This window comes from Nostoc sp. FACHB-892 (assembly GCF_014698795.1).
Lineage (GTDB): Bacteria > Cyanobacteriota > Cyanobacteriia > Cyanobacteriales > Nostocaceae > Nostoc.
Window position 1 is genome coordinate 20,686 of sequence record NZ_JACJTR010000024.1, and the last position, 19,372, is coordinate 40,057.

The window sequence follows — 19,372 nt, forward strand, 5'->3', positions numbered from 1 at the left end:
ACTGGGAGTGGAGTTATTATAGTACACAAGTACTAAATTAAACATCCAGTAGTAGTCTCATCGAAAACTCATTTTCAAAGAATACCTCTATCAGGAGTCAGGAGTCAGAACTAGGAGTACATGGTTGGAGGAGTGAATATCGGTTATGCCTTGCTACCTATTCTTCTGCAAGAAGCTTTTCTATTTCTGCGAGGAGCTTGTCAAACTTCTGTGTTTTTTTAGAGTCATCCCATACTTTAGTCTTTTTGGCTTTTGTAGATATAGCCTTGAGACGGCTTTGGTACAATGCACTTTTTTCAGACGTTGTTTTAGTGACGGCTGTCTTTATGCTGGCAATACGCTCCTTAATTTGATTCAAAGATAACTTTTCAGTAATTGCTACTGTTAACAGTTCTTCCCTCTGGCTATTGTTTTTAATTCGGGCTATTTCTCTTGCTTTTGTATATTCTATTTTTCCTTGGCGAAGATATTCCAAAATATCTTTTGGAAGATTGAGTAATGGTAAGCGATTAGTACGAAAACTGTTAGGAGTAAATTTTCCTATGATGTTAAAAACGTCCAAAACTACCTTCCACTCATCGCTGTGAATAACGTTATTCGCCGACTCTCGCTCAGGGTGAGAGACTACATGAAACAGTGAAATAACTGCTTCTCTTGACTGATTAAGTTTTAAGGATAATAAGTCTAAAATACCTTCTGTTTCCTCAAGAGGGTTTAAATCCTCTCGTTGGAGATTTTCCACAAGAGCAATTTCAAAAGTTTCTTCGTCGGAAAAATCCTTTATGATGACGGGAACTGTTTCCAACCTAGCTTCTTTGGCAGCGCGATAACGTCGTTCACCTGCAACGAGTTCATATTGATTTTGCCCTTTGGGACGAACAAGAAGTGGTTGTAACACCCCTTTTTGTCTAATTGATGCTGTAAGCGCTTCCATTGCCTCAAGATCAAAGTAGCGTCTAGGTTGTTTTGAGGGTAGATGAATAGCTGATAATAAAACTGATTCTAAAGGTGTTTCATTTTTTTGTAAAAATAGTAAATCAACACCCTTTACTTTATAGGCAGGCTCAGAGCTTTTCTTATTAGTCATTGTAAAGCATCCAGACTTTTAGCAATTTTTTCTAAAACTTTTACTGTTGGATGGCTTGAACTATAAAGTGCCAAAGGCATATGTTTTTCAGAGGCATCCGCAAAGGCTATAGCAATAGGAATAGTTTCGTAAACAGGGATTTGCGCTCCTAATTGGCGGACAGAATCAAGGCTTCTATTACCTTGTGCGGTGCGGCCATCATACATGGTAGGAATGATACCAGCAACTTTAAGTTGTTGGTTTGCTCCCCTTTGAACACGAGCAAGTGTTTGGAATAGTAGCTCTGTTCCTCGAAGTGCTTTGTTATGTGTCTGAATAGGGATTAGGACATGAGTAGCCGCAACTAAGCTAATATAGCTTAATATTCCTAGACTAGGTGGACAGTCTATCAAAATAAAGTCATAGTTATTTATTACTGGTTCTAAGGCTTGCTTCAGCTTAAAATCTCGCATATCAGCCATAACCAGTCCCAATTCAGCACCACTCAAGTCAATATTGGATGGTGCAAGATCCATACCGTGAATGTTTTTGTTGATAGGTAAGGCATCACCATCGACAACTGCATTGTAAACTGTATCTTCCAACTCTGATGCCTCTAAACCCATAAACATCGTCAATGACCCTTGTGGGTCCATATCAACAAGTAGTACTTTATTATTTCGTTGTGCTAAATGATAACCAAGATTCATTGTAAGAGTGCTTTTTCCTACACCTCCGGCTTGGTTGAACAGTGCGATAATTCTTCGAGTCATAGTTCTTACTGAGAATAAACGGTGATTTACTGTTAATCCCTGAAATTTATATAAGGGACTATCAGAAGCGAATAACGTTATTCGCCACTAATATTTTTATTTTTAAATAAGCGAAATCAAGGAAGTCGGCTTTAGTATTTTTCTCCTTGCTAAACGTAAATTTTAACGAAGAGTATATTTAGGGTCATAGTACATCTTAAGTGTTGACTATAAATGAGAAAATATTTTACTCATAATTTATGTTGGAAAATCAGCAAAAAGCCTTACTTAATAAGGATGCAAGGTATTATCTCAAGAATCTAGGGGAGCCAGTTGCTCTGTCTAGTAGGAATAGCCGAGCAGATTAAGAGCAGCTTTATCCAGAGTCATCTGAGCTAGCGACCCTATTTTCTTGTCCAGAGTGATGCGATGCTTACGGCGGGCTGCGCCTACGCACACAGACTCAAAAAATTAATCTTAAACTTACGAGGGTTAGCCACAAGGGACAAAAAAGTATCAATTGCCTGTGTAGCCTCATGCATCTGAATAATATAGTTAATGTTGCGTTACTGTACCATTTATTGGTTCTTGGCAACTTTTGGTGATGATGAAAGGTTACGCACTTTAAGGCAGAAGGGTTTTAATATTTTGCCTGTCGTCGTAGGAGTTGTGACAAAGATCCAGATCCAACCTGAAGACTTTTCTTGTGATGTGGAAATTCTGTAACCCTTGTACCACAGTCCTTTCTGTAATTTTATTCTTTCTTACTTCTGCCTTTTGCCTAAACCAGCCCACTATTGATCACCAAAAGCTGATAAGAACCCATTTATTGTTCTAACTATTTAATTCGGCAGGATTATTGTGTAATGGAACTGTAGTTGAAGATTATATTGGGCAACCTTCAATCATCCAAATTAAGGTTAATTGCCCCAACTGTGAACCAATGGCGATTCAACTGAATATAGCAGAAGTGCTTTTGACAGCAGCAATTCCTTTCCCTTGAATATAAATAGTTTTCAACTAGCCAAATAATCTTTAATCTGGTCTTGCTCACGCCGTAAAGTTTTCATATTCTGTCCATGAGCAGAGCGTATCTTGGAATGACTAAGATTGAGTATTTATGTAACCTGTTTTGCAGTTAGCTTCCCCTCGCCCTCCAGCCCAAACTGTAATATTAAGACAAGACGTTGATTTGGCTTCAAGGTAGCTAATAAATCCTGCAAGTCTGACCTGAGATATTCTAGAGTAACGTACTCTTGAGTCGAAATTCTTTCGTCGGGTAATATCTCTTGCAGTTGAGTTTCTCGCTCTTCGCCAATTCCTAACTCTAAAGAAACTAGCGGACGAAATGCCGAGTTGACCAAAACAATTCGCAATTCTTTGGGGCTTGAACTCACTACTGATAGCGTACTCTTACATAAAGCAATCTACACGCAGCGTCTCCAAGAGTTGGATTAGCGTCTTGTAGACCAATGATTACAAGAATTAGTCCAAGCTCAGAAACCCACAAATTATACAATTGGAGTTCAACGTATTTTAATTGCGGTAGCGAGTCTGTGTTCGCTTTTAGCGTCTCGTAGAGAGCGTCATTGCGAATTGCGTTAGTGCAGCGGGGCGTTCGCGTTTAGCGTCTCTAAGAGCCTGTCAAGAAACAACTTTTACAATTTATTATCTAGAAAGCTTACTGAGAAAGCATTTATAGCTCAAAAGAGGCAAGGTCGTTAGATGACAAGCTCTAAAAGTTGCCCATTGCGAACTGGTTTGACCTTACTTCTCTTGCGTAGAAAATCTCTTATCTCAAGTAATAGTCTCTCGAAGCAACCAATTTCTCTTGGGTAAATTCCAAGTGCATTAGAGCTTTGGCTAGACATTTAATGAGTGCTAATTTGATCGCAATGACATTGACAATAGACTATAAATCAAACAGTCAATGATCTAAATTAATTTCTGCTACGTTGATAAAAAAGATTTCAGAAATTCTTAATAGGGGCTATATGGGGGCTATATATACCCCAACAATAGTTCAGGACTTCGGGAACTTTTTGACCCCTATATAGGATATATATAGGTGCTAAGTAGGGTATATCTGACTGATCGACATTTTATGCCCCACTTAGCCCCCAAGGGAATATGATAAGCTCTTGAGGCTGGAGAAAAAACAGGAGTTATTTTATCCTTCTCTACCTCTGCTTCTCCAAATCATCTAAACAAAGAATTTTTACAAATTAAAGTGTATTACTTGAAGCCTATGTCAAACATTCACACCTTACAAAAAATTTTTCCTGCGGGTTTCGATAACGGTTACGGAAGTCTCAAACTTTTAGTCGATGGCTTTGAGGTAGTTCGTGTCCCCAGCTATATAACCAATGCCGAGATGGAAGATGTTCCAGGGAGGGTAGTTTTTAACGGCACTGCTTACACAGTTGGAGAGTCAGCTTACCGTACAGGAAATTATTTTGACCGCAACACAGACAATAATGAAAATAAAGTCAATAATGCGTTGTTGACTTTGTTGGGCGCATTGGCACATCTACCACACCGTAGGGCTTGGCACTTAAAATTAGTCGTTAGCTTACATGATGTTGGTCTAGCTGAAGAACTACAAAAAGTACTCAATGGAGAATATCAGCCGATACTTGCTGGCAAACAATCAGAAGTAAAAGTAGAAGTCCTGAAAGTTGTACTAGAGGGTATGGGTGCATTGTTTGGGCATCCACTACCGAAAAAGCTAACCATTTTAGACTTTGGCAATGGTACGACTTTGTATTCTCGTTACAACCGGGGTCAGCGAGAAGTTCATACTGCTTACCCCATCGGTGTAGAAGTTCTTATCGATGATATCTCCCAAAAAATGAAACATTTGAATGGCGGAAAAATCGGAGACCCATCCAAAATCCGATTTTGTTTGGAAATGGGGCATACCCGATACAGCCGTGACATCGATATCAAAGATGTTTACAGTACTTGTTTGAAAGATTGGTATGAAAAATACTTGAAGAAAGTGGTGAATCTGACACTTGATGCCAAGCACCAGGGGGATGAAATCTGGGCGATCGGTGGAGGTTGCCTTTTACCAGGGTTCAAGAAGCTGTTGGAGAAAAACGGCTTCAAAATCCTGGACAATCCGGTAGAAGCCAATGTCTCTGGGCTTTTAGAGATGGCAAAGACCATCAGCAGCAAGAACCCAACTACTACATCTTTTAAGTGAAGTTATAACAATGGCAGATAAAAAAGACTTAGCACCGGAAAAAGTTCGCCTCAAAGATAATTACCGAGAGCGCATATTTGCAGAATCGCAAAAACTAGATAAAAGTTACCTGGACACGCTTTACTTTATAGTTGATTGTTATTTTGCTTTCAGAAAGGGTGCATTTCCCACACAACAAGTAGCTTTCACGCCGAATAATACTGAAGATAACAAACTTCCTTCAATGACTCAAGAGCCATCTACTATCGAAAACCAAATTCTTGATTCTGATGACCAAACCTTCACTCTTGATTTTGAGTTGTAAGGGAAGTATGGGACTGCTGCCTCTATCGTGCGTAAGTCAAGCGATCGCACGAAAACACCATCGCTTTCTTTTGCATAAAGGAGATAATTCTAGCACCTCTGTTTGCTAAAGTAATTCTAAGGCGCGTGAATTTCCGAACAATCCAGAGACATCACAACAATGAGAATACTTCATGGCACCTGGATACCAAACGAGGAAACTGACTTTATCCAGTCAGGCTCTTTTTACTTGTGGGTAGAAACTCAATTATCCCAAAAAAGTCACACCAATAGTCAACAAATTCATCCTGGACATTTGGTTAAATCCGAATTAATCGCCTTTTTAGTACAGGAATTGGGAATTAAAGAAGACAATACTCAATTTGTCCAACGCATATCTCCTAAATACTTTGCCTTACCAACCACCAATAATCAGCCCCTACCTTCACCAGAATTAACCAAGTATTTAGAAATTGAGTTGACTGACAGCTATGAAGAATTCCAGTACTGGCAGGTAGATTGTTATGAAACAGTAGTATCTACCAAAAGTGGAATAGCACTTAATATTATCAAACTACTTAAAGATATCCATTTTTTAGCAATATATAATGCGGAGAAGTTTCAAATAGGTTCAGATTTATTATTTTGGTATCATTACACTCAAAGTTTTAAACAAGTAATCCTCAAAGACCAATTTATTCCCGCACTAAAATATCGACAGTTATCATCGGAAAATCCGAAGAAAAAAGGCAAAAGCAAGACTGCTAAAGCAGCATTTGAAATTTATGCTACCTGGGAAATTATTTCCGAACAATATGAAGCAAATATTCTTAAATATATTGACTATATGCCACTAATATGTGTGGCAGGTAAAGCTGGATGAGGCACAAAATATTAAAAATCCGAAAGCTGCCCAAACTAAAGCGATTTTAAAATTAAGAGCTAAACATCGGCTGGCATTAACAGGAACTCCTGTAGAAAACCGCTTACTGGATTTGTGGTCAATTTTTAACTTTCTCAATCCTGGCTACTTGGGTAAAGAAGCCCAGTTTCGGAAAATCTTCGAGATTCCGATTCAAAAAGACAATGACCGCGTGAAATCTGCTACCTTGAAAAAACTGGTAGAACCTCTAATTCTGCGAAGGTTAAAAACTGACCAATCTATTATTAATGACTTGCCAGATAAAGTTGAGCAAAAACTCTACACTAACCTGACCAAAGAGCAAGCATCGCTTTATGAAGTGGTAGTACAAGATGTAGAAAAACAATTACAATCAGCAGAGGGAATTCAACGTAAAGGACTGATTCTTTCAACCCTGATGAAATTGAAGCAGATTTGTAATCATCCAGCCCAATTTCTGCAAGATGGGAGTGATTTTTCCCCACTACGTTCGCACAAACTCAGTCGGTTAGCAGAGATGGTTGAGGAGGCAGTTGATGAAGGAGAAAGTTTACTCATTTTTAGTCAATTTACGGAAGTGGGTGAAAAGATTGAAAAACATCTCAAACATAGTCTGCATTGCAATACTTACTATTTGCATGGTGGCACTAGTCGCCCACGTCGAGAACAAATGATTACCGAATTTCAAGACCCAAATACAGAACCATCGGTTTTTATCCTTTCCTTGAAAGCAGGGGGCGTAGGTATCACCCTCACGAAAGCCAACCATGTCTTTCACTTTGACCGTTGGTGGAACCCAGCAGTTGAAGACCAAGCAACTGACCGTGCTTTCCGTATTGGTCAAAAAAAGAATGTCTTTGTGCATAAATTTGTTGCTATTGGGACTTTAGAAGAGAGAATTGACCAAATGATTGAAGATAAGAAAAAACTCTCTAATGCTGTTGTTGGTAGTGATGAATCTTGGCTCACAGAATTAGATAATGAAGCCTTTAAACGGTTGATTTCATTGAACAAGAGTGCAATTTTGGAGTAGATATTATGGCTAAATTTAGTCGAACTTGGTGGGGCGATCGCTTTATTCAAGCACTAGAAGCTTTTACAGATGATAACCGACTCAAAAGAGGACGGTCTTATGCTAGCGGTGGTAAAGTTAAAACCTTTGAGATTGACTTAAATAAAATTACCGCCAAAGTCCGAGGCTCAGTTAATCCCTATTTTGGAGTCTACAAAGAACCAACTTATAATATAGAGATTCAGATTACACCTATTGCTAAAACCCGTTGGAATGAAGCTATCCAACAGCTTTCTTCTAAAGCCAGTATTATTTCTCGATTGCTTCTAAATGAAGTCCCGGAAAATATTGAAGATACTTTCTCTAATTTGGGACTACATTTATTGCCCCATAGTAGTAAGGATTTCAAAACTAAATGCTCTTGTCCAGATTATGCTAATCCCTGTAAGCACATTGCTGGAGTTTACTATTTAGTAGCTTCTCAATTAGATAATAATCCCTGGTTGTTATTTGAATTACGGGGATTATCGAAAGCAGAACTTCAAGCCAAATTAGCTGATTCTCCTTTGGGAAAAGCTCTATCTGAAGAATTGAATACTAAGGAAATTCCTTTAGAACTTTCTAATTCGCTGTACACTAAGCTAGAAAAAGAATCTCTTAACCAAATCCCAAATGCCAGAGAATTTTGGTTAGGTACAAAACGATTACCACAAACTATTGAAGTGGCAACTCCAGGTAGTATCTGTGCAATTTTGATTAAGAAACAAGGGGATTTTCCTGATTTCTGGCACAATGATGCTTCCTTTATTGAAACAATGGAAGAACTGTATCAGCGAGTCAAAACCAAAAATCATCAGTTCTGATTTCAGGGCTAGGGTTATCTATGAATTTCTCTTGACTGGGCTTGATAAGAGGAGTAAGTCTTGTCAAGAAGAGAGTTAGCTCCTTCAAAAGTTTGTAGGATTTCAGGCGTGACTCGTGAGGTATGCACTTTGCCTGATTGAACACCTAAAACTACATCTCCATTTTTCTGTTGGATAGTCAAATCTTTACGCTCAGTGTTAAAGCTGAGGTCATAAACCTTGCCTTTAACTTCAGTGAAACCATCTTGCCGAGATTGTCCCAAAACCATGCCAATCCTTTGAGCAATTTGAGTGAGCCGACTGATGGCTTCAAGCTCAAATGTATCTTTATTCATTATTGTCAACGCTTCGGCTGATAATTGCTCACCAGCTTTAAACCCATTTGCCACTTCCACAATGCGTTTTTTGTAATTCTCCGACTTCCCTAACTTATCTGCGGCATTGTACCAATTTCTTAAATCATCAATAGTAACTGATTGAGGTTGGACTTCTTGGTTGGGTACGGCTCTGTTTTGTGTTTCAGGAAACGGGACTATAAAACCCTCCACATAATCCCCCAAGGGTTCAAGATGTAGTCCCCACACCTGCTGTTTACCCGTGAACAGTTTTGGTAATGCTTTGGGTGAGTGCTTTTCCATATCAGCCCATTGCTGTTGATAAACGGGGTCAGCAATCATATCAGGTGTGATTTGATACTGTTCTCCGACTCGAAAGGCGACTTGCTTATCAATGCCTGTCGCCAGAGCAATATCGCCTTCCTTAAACCCATACTGTTTGTATGGCTCTTTAGCTCTGGTGGTATGAGTTCTGCCGTATCCGCGCATGGCATCAATGCAAGTATTTACAGATAGTGGGTTCGGTTCACCATGCATCATTAAAGGGTAGTTCATGGGAATTGGTTTACCTTTGATGACAGGAGGGGCGACATTTTGAACCTCTTGGTTTGGGTGGAATTGAGCGCTTTGTTGAGGCGGGGACAATGCTGATTGAGATGGAGGTTTCAAGAATTGCGATCGCGTGGACAAAGATTTAATTTTTTGTTGATATTCACTACTTGATTCAATCACAGCACCAAATTTCTTGGTCATGTTCTCCAAAGTTTTGGGGGGAATTGAACTGCTGACTAAGTGAAATACTGCTAGACCTTTTTTGGTTTCCCTGATGACATCTTCTATTGGTACTTGCTGCCATTCAACTTTTTGAGCAGTTAACCATTTTGTCACAGTCTCAGCTTTCTGGTTGTCAACAGCCAAGCCCATGACTCCAAGTTTTTTGTTTGATTCTGTAGAAAATAAAAAGGTAGGACGCTCTTTAATCTGATGTAGAATTTTCGCACTACTATCAATCATATACAGTTGCTGAGGGTTAACTGATTGAATCCCAAAAATCTGAAATTCCTTCGTCCACTTTTGGGGATATTCAACGGTATTAGGGTCAATTTGAGCGCAAATAACAGAAAAATTACTTTCAATGATAGCGTCGGCGGGTGTAAGTTTTCCAGTTTTGAGTAGCCCAAGTTGTCTGAGCGCGTCTTTGTCTTTTTTGAAGTGCAATACCCCCAAGGCTTCACCATTCAAAAACACAGCATCTCTAGTTTTAGAAGCTGAGGTTTCGATAGTCAGTTTTCGGTAATCTTGATCATTGAATGTTTGACCAGAAAAATCATAAAAGTTGATTTTATTGATTTTTAGGAGATTACCATTGGGAGACTCACCCAGCACAAAAGCTTGATCTCCAGTTTCAGAAATTGACGTGAGCTTTAATTTTAGAGGATTACCACTTTTCAGGTAATCAATTTCTTTTAACTGTTGGGCAGAATCACTGTCTAACTCACCCAAAGTCAAAGCATCAATTTTGATTTTTACTGTTTTGTCAGGAACAGGCACAGTGCCAAATTCTAAGTTGACCGATTCGGCATTAAAAACAAGTCCTGCATAAGAGAAGTTCTTGAGTTCACGGATAGTAATTTCAACCGGCTCGTTTCCTGGCAGTCCAATAGTTGCTTTGGCGGTAGCAGGTTCTATCCCAACCATACAAGAGAGCGCTTTTGTACCAATGGGAAGCTGTGCGGTTCTGGTTGAAAGCATGGCGAATTCCTTATATTCGCCGTCACTATCCTGGACAAACATTAGCCTGGAAACATGGCGCTCATGTCCGACTAGGTGGTGAGAAGCTCTGATTTCTATAGGATGTTTTTCGGTTGGATTCCATTCTCGACCCAAAAAATGATTCGCTTCATTATTTAATGTGACTAACTTCGGCTCAGTAAATTGCAATTTATCTAAGCGAGAAATAATCTCATTGGGGAAAGCAGCGAAGGCGAAATTGGAAACTTTTTTAGCGTAAGCCTGGGGGTTTGCGTTTTCTTTTCTTGCAACTTCGAGTTCATCCTGGCGAGATGCACAGATGTTCCAAGCGGCGGCGGCGGATGCAAGTTTTTCTGACTCTGGGATTTTCGCGTAAAATGCGAGAGCCGTCTCCTGTGCCTTGTCGAAAAGTAATTTAGTTTGGCTTCTAGTAAGTTCTGGTTTTAGTTCTAGGAGTTTAGCTCCCTGCATGGTCATCCCCGCCTTGAGATTGTAAGGAACTTGCGATTGTTGGCTAACTGTCCCCAGGTTACGGTATGCGGGTTTTCCATCCGAACCTTTCTCACCATCTATCTGTGCAACCGCTAATAATTTATGGGGGCGTTCACTGTTTGTGAATTTAATCTCATCTAGGCGAATGTTCAACGTCTGGGCTTTCCAGATTAGGGGATGCCCGTAGCGGGTGAGGTTGGTAATTTCGAGTTGCGTTCCTGAATCCGTTTGAACAATTGCGCTAGGGCCAGACTCTGTTTCTCGCCGCCTTGAGGCACGAACCGCAGCGTTGAATTTCTGATCAAACTCGTACTTGGCGGCGATCGCTGCAAATTTCTGCTGTGGTGTAAATTCTACTCCTTTGAATAAGTCTTTAAACTGGACTATGGGACGCGATTCTAACTGTGATTCTTGGAAATATTTATTGGTTTGGCTAATCAATAATTCTACTGGTGAGTAGCCCTTTGGTGTTATCCCCGTGCTTAAATAAACTGACGAAGATTTTTTATCTTTAATATAATTAACATCACGATATAAGTAGCGGCTGTTTTCCCGGATTTTATTCATCTCAGGTTTTTTAGCGCTTTTGAATAAATCAACCGCTATTTGGTTTTGATAACACCCCTCACCAATCATTTCTCGGTACATCAGGCGGTTAACATCCATCGCCTGTTGAATAATCTCTCTTCTTTTGTTAGGATTCTCTGCTAGAGCTACAACAGATTGCATAAAAGGTTTGTACTCTGCTCTAATTGGTTTGGGCTTCTCGTCATGTTCCTGTTCAAATAAACTTTGATACCGCTTAGATACTTGGTCTAAATAAGTTGATTGTTGTTCGATAGTCCCATAAGTTTTAAGTACCTCAATTTCCGATTCTAATGCTTCCAGTGCTGTCACTTGATTGTTGATTATGCCTACGCTGATGCTATCGCTCATGTGAATAGCAATTTTTTCAAATGGGGGCTGGCTTCCATCTTCCAAATAAAATGATTGTTTTTTGAGCTTAACCGTGGGCGAATAGGCGTTTTGGGGAAGATTTCTTCGCTCTGCCTCTGCTGTTAAATTAGGATATAAGCTAGCTCTTACTACACCAATGCAATCACCATCATAGTCTCGTGCTTGGCGTTCTGATTCGGTTTCTGCTGGGTCGATAAAATCAACATCAATCCCTCGTGCTTCTAACTCTGTAATTCTGGCTTGTATGCGCTTGTGGTCTTCGTCATTGACTACAATTATGCCTTGCAAAGATTTACCATCTGGAGCAACACGGTCTTCAACGTGTTTATTAGTAGAGACACACAATCCATTAGAGTTGAGGAAAGGAGAGCGAAAGTTAAGAACTTTTTCTCCAAGCTTCAGCCAAGGGACACAGATTTCACCATTTTTGAGTTCCTTGGAGGGAATAATCATCCCTCGGTCAAAAGTAAGCGTTTTCCCAACAGCAATATCTCGCCACTCACTTTGTACAAACCGACTTAATTCCTGTTTGACCTTCTCAGTCTCTAATAACTGTTGATGCCCTAGTAAATCGGCTTTAATGAGTTTGTACATGAACAAGTCATCTTTAGTACTCTCGTCATCCAACTCCTCATCTGCATCTAAGCCATCATTTCTCTCTAAGTTTTTAACATCTGTTTCAAGATTTGTGACTTCTCCTGTTTTTAATTTATTTTGGCTCAACGAGTCTTTACGTTTTTCATATCTTTCACAATAGTAAGCAGCAACAATTCTTGGGTCATCTTCAATAGAGGCTAATCTTTGAGCTTGTACCTCTAGTTCCTCGGCAAAATCTTTAATTCCTTGGGGGAAAGATGCCAGCAGTTGGGAGATAGACATCTGACCTTGCTGAGATTGCCCTTTTTCAGCTAACCAAATATTTTGCTGATATAATCCTGGTTGAATTTGAGGTTTAGTAGGGCCTTTGGGTCTATCCTTGTCTGTTCCCTTAAAACTGCTTACGGGAAGAATTATATCGATTTTTGGTTCATTTTTAGTATCTGCATATTTTATTTTATCTAGTCTGTATGGTCGGAGTGTTCCTTTGCCAAAACGGTATTTAGTAGTATCCTCTCCAACTCCATCCACCCAACCAAATCGATGCTGAATCACACGATAGCTTTTATCTGCAAGAGAATCTCTTAAGGTTACTTTGTCATAAAGTTGTGTTGAAATCTGCCCATAACAATCGCCAACTAATTTATATGCCAAATCATTTGATAATATCCCTCTATTTTCACCCCTGTTATCAGTAGAATCATCTACTACCAGAATGTTTAGCTTTTCGTAAATCGCATTTTTACAAGCCCCAATGAAGATGGAACCATAAGCGCCCCGGTCTTTACTGTCTGGACAAATTTTCTGAATCGTTTCTAAACATTCTTTATCTCCATAAAGTAAGCGAGTCTTAGAAGACAGTAATAAAATTTGTCCATCTGGATGATTGTTTAATTCTTCAGCAGTGCTGTATTCATCTGAATGTCCAAATGAAAATTTTTTGTCAGGAAAGTAAAATTCTAGTAAAGTATTACTGAGCTTTTCAGTTAAAATTGATTGAGAGTTAGTTTTGCTATCGTCTATATAGATCCACTGATTTAAACGAGGATCAAAATGCTTCAATTCCAGAGTCATAAGATTTAAAATTTGATGAATATTAATTAAATTTTTGAGAGGTTTTTATGTCAAGGATTAAGCGTTGGATAAATATGAATAAAAAAGAATTCAACCCAGATGGAAGCTTGAAAAGTGAAGCTCGGCAAGAAATGTTATCCAAGGGTGAAGATCCAGGAGCAATTGATAGTTATGCTCGTAGAGTAAAAGAAGAGTATGACGAGTGGAAGCACTTGGACGAGACTGATCCAGAGCCGTGGCCAATCTACACAGCCTACGATTTCTTCACTGAACAAGAAAAAAAGGAATTTAACCCAGATGGTTCTCTCAGACCTGAATATGTAGAATATGCTCGTCAAATTGGCATCAGTGAAAGTGCCCTGGAACAGCTTGAGTGGCGTAAGAAAATAGAGGTTGATGATTACAATGAAATGTCTGCCTCACACGTAGAACAAGGTATCAACTTTGGTGAATGGTTGATGGAAGGGAGGATTGTCAACAGCAGAACATACATCCAACGTCGGCAGCAGATGGAGCAAGACCTGCGTAACTTTGAGGATGTTGACAGTTTGCCTTTTGACAAGGACACAGCATATTAAGCGGGAGCTATGCAGAGCGAGTGGTAATATAAGCTGAAAGCATTATCAAACAAAACGCTCTCAGCTTTTTGGTAAAATCCTTTTAATGAGGTTGAACAGCAGGTGGGTTAGCAGCTGCCGATGGTTTGACGGAGCGAAACGCTCCATTGAAAAAGGCAATCATTCCTAAAATGGCAAAGGCTGTAATGATTACTCTTTGCAGTGAATTGAATGCCGAGCGTTCTCTAGCTACTTCAGCCCACATTACTTGCAGTTGGTCTTCTGTTGTCTGCTTTGAAGCTAAATAATAGAGAGCTTCAATACAAGGGGATATATCTTCCCCTTGTTGAACCTTCTGATACAACAGATTCTCTAGTTGTTCTTTCTGTTGAGAGATAGTAAATGAGTCTGTTAACTTTTGAGGGTGTGTAACGTTGTTGTGGGTTGATAATTTTAGTTGTTGCATGGTTTCCTTAAGAAATATTTGAGATGAAAATAAGTGGGGAAAGGTGCAGAAGAATATTCTTCCACACCAGATTCTGCAAGTAAAAATGGAAATTATAATTACTCCCACCGCAGAGTTTATATTTTCTGCTCTGAAAAAATCAATCGACAAGAGTACGGAAAAAAACCGTACTTTTGTCTGTAGAAAAATAAGTCTATTTATGCTAAAGCTCTGATTGAGTATTTTTTCAGAGTTAATCAAATACTCTCTCCTGGGTGTTAGAGATAGCGTACAGGCTACTTGGAATGAGCGAACTTTCAGCTATAAGTATTTTTCCTTGCTAACCTTTGAAAAATTGGGCTAGTAGAATTAACATCATTAATAAAAAAATTAATCTCAACATAGAAAATAGATTTTCTGTCAAATCAATTTTAAAAGTTTTCCCATAGCTATCAAAAATTCCCTGAATCAGCAAACGTACCTTTAATAAATCAGCATTTAAAAACGATGAGTTTTTACTTTACCAATCCCTGGGAATTTGCACTTTTTAAACACACTTGCCCCATAACATCTACAGCCGAGGGATTGTTTTTCTGATAACGCTTTACGTTGCTGCTCAGTTTTCTGCCAGCACAAGTCTTTGTCCACATCTGCGCCAAGTCCACTCAGGGATACTAGGGATTCAAAGGGGTATTTAGTCAACATCATCTGGTTGAATGTTTTGCCCACAGAGTTAAATTCGTTAACTTATAGCCAGTGGGCAGAAGAACTCAAACAAATAATCAAATCAGCTTCTTTTTACTCACTTGAATCATATCAAGTTGAGCGTCTACAGGAACTTACTAGAATGTATAACAATATAGCTAATAACCGCGCACCAGCATTTGTATAGTGTGCAAATTTGAAAGCGATCGCCTGGGAGCAAGCCGCAGAGAATCTACGTATAGGCAATCACTTTCAAATTAGGGCTTTAAACACCAGGGTGCATGGTCAAAAACCCGTTTTTCTCCCAAACTTCTTTGGGTGGGGTGGAATTTTTTACAGGTGGGGATTGATGATAGTCTGGAACCAAATCAGTTTTACGTTGGTAGCCAAAATTGTAGTCTAACATCTTGATATAGGTAATGTGTGCAGTCCAGACATCAGTAACTCGGCTACCTAGAGAGAGGGTATCGAGATACTTAGGCATCTCGACGTTGCCATTCCAAACAATAGGTATGCCCTCTTTTTCAAAATGTTGAGTTAATTCCTTATGCACAAACTCAGCAGTCCCGCCGCAAATGATAACTTCATCCAATACGGCAATATTTCTAATCCAGCGAATTAAAGCTCGACAGTAATCACCACGGACATCTAGTAAAACTGAGTTAAACAACTTTAAATCAGATTCAACTCCAGCAGATGTCGCTTTACGTGATAACGACTGTAATGCATTCACGTTGCCCAAGCTTGCTGACACTAAAGCTTTTGGTATACGTAAATCATCTTTTGCTAGCCCAACAGCAGTACGCTCCACAAATTGCTGCACTAACCAATTCATCCCCAACTCTGTAGATTCAGCCTTTGCTTGATTACCTTTAGCCGAAACAAAAAAACTAGCATTCCGGTAGCCCAACATCAACAAACCAATACTTTTTTGCCCAAACAATGCCCCCAAAGTCCGACTACGGTAAGCCATAATCCCACTCCCCTCTGGAGCCACGTAAAAATTATGTAGCTTAAGTTTTAACTTGCCTGTAGGTGTGGCAATTCCTTTTCTTAGCGCTGCCGACAGCTTCTTGCCCAAATCCTTGCCGTCCGACATTTCTCCTGGTGGTAGCAATAATTGCACGGAAGCATCAACACCATTACTCAAGCCCAATTGAAGACAAATTTTCCATAATAATCCCGCTATTTTTGGTAAAGCATAGTAATATTTCAGATCCCTGAGCGCTGGTGTGCCAGCAAAAGTATTTTTAGCTAGAGCGCCCAAGACATAATACTCATCATCTATTCCTACCCAAGTACAGTCTCCTGACAACTGAGTAATTGAGTTTTTTCCCACATCTGCAATTTCTGGCTCCATTGCTATTACTATCGGCACACCCGAAGGATATATCTGAACAATTACCTTGCTCTGACTCCCACCTAAATCAATGGACACAGCTACCCTTGTGTAAACGGGTGCAATCTCTCTTTTCGACGTATTCATGAATTTTTCTCAACTATTACTCGACATTAAACAAGCTGTTAATCTGCTTTATTTCTTCTGGCAGAACTAGTTCTGCCAAATCATCAGCGTCCTCATCCAAGATTTGGTCATCCTCATCATTAATGGTGGACACCAGCCTTTGATCCGAGGCACTGTCGCCAACTTCAGCGTTGTTCGCAGTCACAGCAGTTTGGACATGAGATGACAAAAAAATTTCACGAATCAAAGCCGCTTGTGCTTCTAATTTTTTAATTGACCAAATTGCCCTCTGCCTGAGTTCGTCACCATCCACTCCATCAGCAGATATGGCAAAGGGCGACCAATATTCAAGCAGGGTCAACATTACTATTTCAGGTAGGTTCCCTAAATCGAAGGGTCTAGAGTGGAGATAATTAATTATCTGTCCATCAATAGTGCCTAACCTTCGCCTAATTGAAAAAAAGACTTGTTGGTTCTGTTCCATTTTTTTTCATGCAAAAGTTTCTGTACATTTACAGCCGCGTTGCTTCGGTTTTTTACTTGCAGAAAATCAAAATGCAGAATCACTTATTAAAGTCTAATCGATTTTTTCTGTTTTAAAAACTGAGTTATAATCTCCCCTAAATCTATGTAATTAGTGGATTTTGAAGAAGGAAATTGTATACCAAACTACATTTTCTCCAGACTATGCCACAACTTAGCTTGAACTATTCCTAGACTATGCCACAACTTAGCGCTCTTAATCAGTTTTTTCAAGAAAGTAAGTTCCTTAGACTATGCCTGGACTATTCCTAGACTATGCCAAAACTTAGCGCTCTTAATTGCTATTTTTTGCCCTCAACAATTCTTCGCTTAGAGAATAAAGTAACCATACTCACTATGGTTTCATGCCCTGCGGGTGGCTGCGCCATCTCTCGCTGCGCTCATGACATGAAACAGCAGTTCACTTGGAGGGTTTTTGAGTACTACAACGCACTGCATTTGTAGCATAAAACTTTTATGTCGCCACTAACAATTCTCAGAATAGAGAAACTAAAAACATTTGGTAACGTTGCGGGAAGTGATGACCATGTTACCAGGAATAGAGAAACACCCAACGCAGATCCAACCAAAGAGAATGTCCGGTTGATTGGGGGAGAAGACGATCGCGCCCTAGAGGAAATAGTCAAAGAAAAAATCTCTACGCTACTGCATCGCCCTCGGCATGATGCAGTGTTATGCACCGAAATGTTTCTCTCGGCATCGCCTGAATATTTCCGCCCAAAAGATCCATCTCTGTCGGGGCAGTGGTCTGATTCACTGATGCAGGAATGGGCGATCGCATCTCGTGACTGGCTAGATCAAAACTATGGATCAAAATGCGTCAGGGCAGAGCTTCACCTAGATGAAAGTACCCCACACATTCACGCCTACATCGTGCCATTGAACGAGAAAACTGGGAGAGTCAGTCATGACGCGATGTTTGGGGGCAGAGGTGGACAGGGAAGAATTAAGTTATCCAAACTCCAAGATAGTTATGCTGCTGCACTCGCTCCTTTGGGTATTGAACGCGGGGTAAAGGGCAGCAAAGCAACCCACACCAAAGTCAAAGAATATTACCAAGCTGTTAATAGTGAACCACTCACCGCAGTCATTACAAATAACCAATTAGCACCCACACCATTTGAATCAGCTAGGAGTTACGTTGCCAGGATTCAGTCTGATGACCAGTTTCAAGCGATTAATCACCAACTGGCTGACCGGGCTTTCATGCAAGAGCGACTAGAGAGTGCAGAACAACGGGCAAGAGCCAGCGAGAAGGAACGACAACGGCTAGAAGAAATTGTGCGCGAGCTGGAATTGAAAACCCAACAACTGCGCGACTTGCCACTTGTTGATGTCGCCTGGGAGTTGGGGCTACACCACGAGGAAGGAAAATGGAAGGGTCACAGACACATCATTAATATAGATGGGCCCAAATTCTACGACTTTGCACCCGAACAACAGAAAGGCTCAGGGGGTGCGATTGATTTGGTGATGCACGTTAACCAGTGCAATCTACGGCAGGCGGTTGTCTGGTTGCATGAGCGATTTGGTGAAGCTGGGGCAGAACGAGCAGCGATAGCATTTACTCGTGAAGTGGCTGCTGAGATTATCCAGTTAGAACCACGAACCCCGTTTCAGCTACCTGTTGAGGAAAAAAGCAAGTGGTCTTCTGTCTCCAACTACCTGACCCAAAAACGGGGAATACCTGAAAATTTTGTGGAACTTCTACATAAAAGGGGGTTAGTTTACGCTGATGATCAGCAAAACGCTGTGTTCGTCATGCGAAATCTTGGCAAAGAACCCCAGGCAATAGGAGCATTCCTGCGGGGAACACGGGGAGAAAACAACACTTTTCTTGGGTATGAGAAAGGGACTAAGCGGCGTGAGGGCTGGTTTTACTTTCACTTAGGTGGACAGCCAACAGATTCAGCAGAAAGGTTAGTGCTGTGTAAATCCCCCATTGATACCATCTCTTTTGCCATGCTGGAATATCTTGTCAAGGGCGACGTACCGCTCAAAAGAACGCTCTTCCTGGCAATAGATCGCCCCAACACCTTGCCTGTTGAGCAATTGCAGCATATTCCTAATGTACAGGTAGCATTTGATTCTTCGGAACTTGGACATGCAAATGCACGGGCTATTAAACAATTGCTGCCACAGGCTAAAAGAAATAAATGTTTTGCGAGAGATTGGAACCAAGAACTGGTCAATCTCTCGCAGAAATTACAACAACAACAACGGCATCAAAATCAGGAAATGGAGCTTTAAATAATTCGTAATCCGTAATTATGTTTTGTGATTGTAAAGCGTCAGCATAAGCGTTCCGGCAGTGATAGCGCAGTGCCATTCACCCTACCCTTTAAATTAAAAAAAGTAAAACTAGA

At 40.2% G+C, this 19,372-nt stretch carries 13 protein-coding genes and 1 pseudogene; 7 read left to right on the forward strand and 7 right to left on the reverse strand.

Annotated elements, in window-relative coordinates; genetic code table 11:
• Positions 1-157: 157 nt before the first annotated feature.
• Entirely contained in the window at positions 158-1,087 is a 930-nt protein-coding gene (locus H6G96_RS25865) for a ParB/RepB/Spo0J family partition protein (protein WP_190914833.1), read from the reverse strand.
• Positions 1,084-1,839, reverse strand: a complete 756-nt coding sequence (locus H6G96_RS25870) for a ParA family protein (protein ID WP_190914835.1) — start codon at positions 1,837-1,839, stop codon at positions 1,084-1,086. Before H6G96_RS25870 ends, H6G96_RS25865 begins: the two co-directional genes overlap by 4 nt.
• An 838-nt stretch (positions 1,840-2,677) precedes the next feature.
• Here H6G96_RS25870 and H6G96_RS40930 point away from each other — a divergent pair.
• On the forward strand, positions 2,678-2,821 hold the full coding sequence (locus H6G96_RS40930; RefSeq protein WP_206757675.1) for a hypothetical protein: 144 nt from the start codon (positions 2,678-2,680) through the stop codon (positions 2,819-2,821).
• A 115-nt stretch (positions 2,822-2,936) separates the two neighbouring features.
• On the opposite strand, the gene H6G96_RS25875 is transcribed toward H6G96_RS40930, so the two are convergent.
• Complete coding sequence (locus H6G96_RS25875) at positions 2,937-3,215, reverse strand: hypothetical protein (RefSeq protein WP_190914837.1); 279 nt, start codon at positions 3,213-3,215, stop codon at positions 2,937-2,939.
• An 851-nt stretch (positions 3,216-4,066) separates the two neighbouring features.
• Here H6G96_RS25875 and H6G96_RS25880 point away from each other — a divergent pair.
• The 4 genes and pseudogenes from H6G96_RS25880 to H6G96_RS25895 all read left to right on the forward strand — a co-directional run bounded on the left by H6G96_RS25880 (position 4,067) and on the right by H6G96_RS25895 (position 8,084).
• Positions 4,067-5,026 (forward strand): ParM/StbA family protein, encoded by a 960-nt coding sequence (locus H6G96_RS25880; RefSeq protein WP_190914839.1) that lies wholly within the window; start codon positions 4,067-4,069, stop codon positions 5,024-5,026.
• Between the two features lie 10 nt (positions 5,027-5,036).
• Complete coding sequence (locus H6G96_RS25885) at positions 5,037-5,330, forward strand: hypothetical protein (RefSeq protein ID WP_190914841.1); 294 nt, start codon at positions 5,037-5,039, stop codon at positions 5,328-5,330.
• A 159-nt stretch (positions 5,331-5,489) separates the two neighbouring features.
• Positions 5,490-7,242: pseudogene (locus tag H6G96_RS25890) on the forward strand (DEAD/DEAH box helicase).
• A 5-nt stretch (positions 7,243-7,247) separates the two neighbouring features.
• Positions 7,248-8,084, forward strand: a complete 837-nt coding sequence (locus tag H6G96_RS25895; RefSeq protein WP_190914843.1) for an SWIM zinc finger family protein — start codon at positions 7,248-7,250, stop codon at positions 8,082-8,084.
• Between the two features lie 14 nt (positions 8,085-8,098).
• Here the strand turns inward: H6G96_RS25895 and H6G96_RS25900 are convergent, their stop codons facing one another.
• Positions 8,099-13,291 carry a hypothetical protein gene (locus tag H6G96_RS25900; RefSeq protein ID WP_190914845.1) on the reverse strand — a complete coding sequence of 1,731 codons (5,193 nt, stop codon included), beginning with the start codon at positions 13,289-13,291 and terminating at the stop codon, positions 8,099-8,101.
• Between the two features lie 47 nt (positions 13,292-13,338).
• Between H6G96_RS25900 and H6G96_RS25905 the strand changes: the two genes are divergently transcribed.
• Complete coding sequence (locus H6G96_RS25905) at positions 13,339-13,869, forward strand: hypothetical protein (RefSeq protein WP_190914847.1); 531 nt, start codon at positions 13,339-13,341, stop codon at positions 13,867-13,869.
• Between the two features lie 82 nt (positions 13,870-13,951).
• On the opposite strand, the gene H6G96_RS25910 is transcribed toward H6G96_RS25905, so the two are convergent.
• From H6G96_RS25910 to H6G96_RS25920, 3 genes are all read right to left on the reverse strand, one after another.
• Positions 13,952-14,314, reverse strand: a complete 363-nt coding sequence (locus H6G96_RS25910) for a hypothetical protein (RefSeq protein WP_190914849.1) — start codon at positions 14,312-14,314, stop codon at positions 13,952-13,954.
• Positions 14,315-15,263: 949 nt separating this feature from the next.
• Positions 15,264-16,484 (reverse strand): ParM/StbA family protein, encoded by a 1,221-nt coding sequence (locus H6G96_RS25915; RefSeq protein WP_190914851.1) that lies wholly within the window; start codon positions 16,482-16,484, stop codon positions 15,264-15,266.
• Positions 16,485-16,500: 16 nt separating this feature from the next.
• Entirely contained in the window at positions 16,501-16,947 is a 447-nt protein-coding gene (locus H6G96_RS25920) for a hypothetical protein (RefSeq protein WP_069070611.1), read from the reverse strand.
• A 515-nt stretch (positions 16,948-17,462) separates the two neighbouring features.
• Between H6G96_RS25920 and mobV the strand changes: the two genes are divergently transcribed.
• The gene (mobV, locus tag H6G96_RS25925) at positions 17,463-19,256 is read left to right on the forward strand and encodes a MobV family relaxase (protein ID WP_190914853.1); all 1,794 of its coding nucleotides are present in this window, start codon (positions 17,463-17,465) and stop codon (positions 19,254-19,256) included.
• Positions 19,257-19,372: the final 116 nt, after the last annotated feature.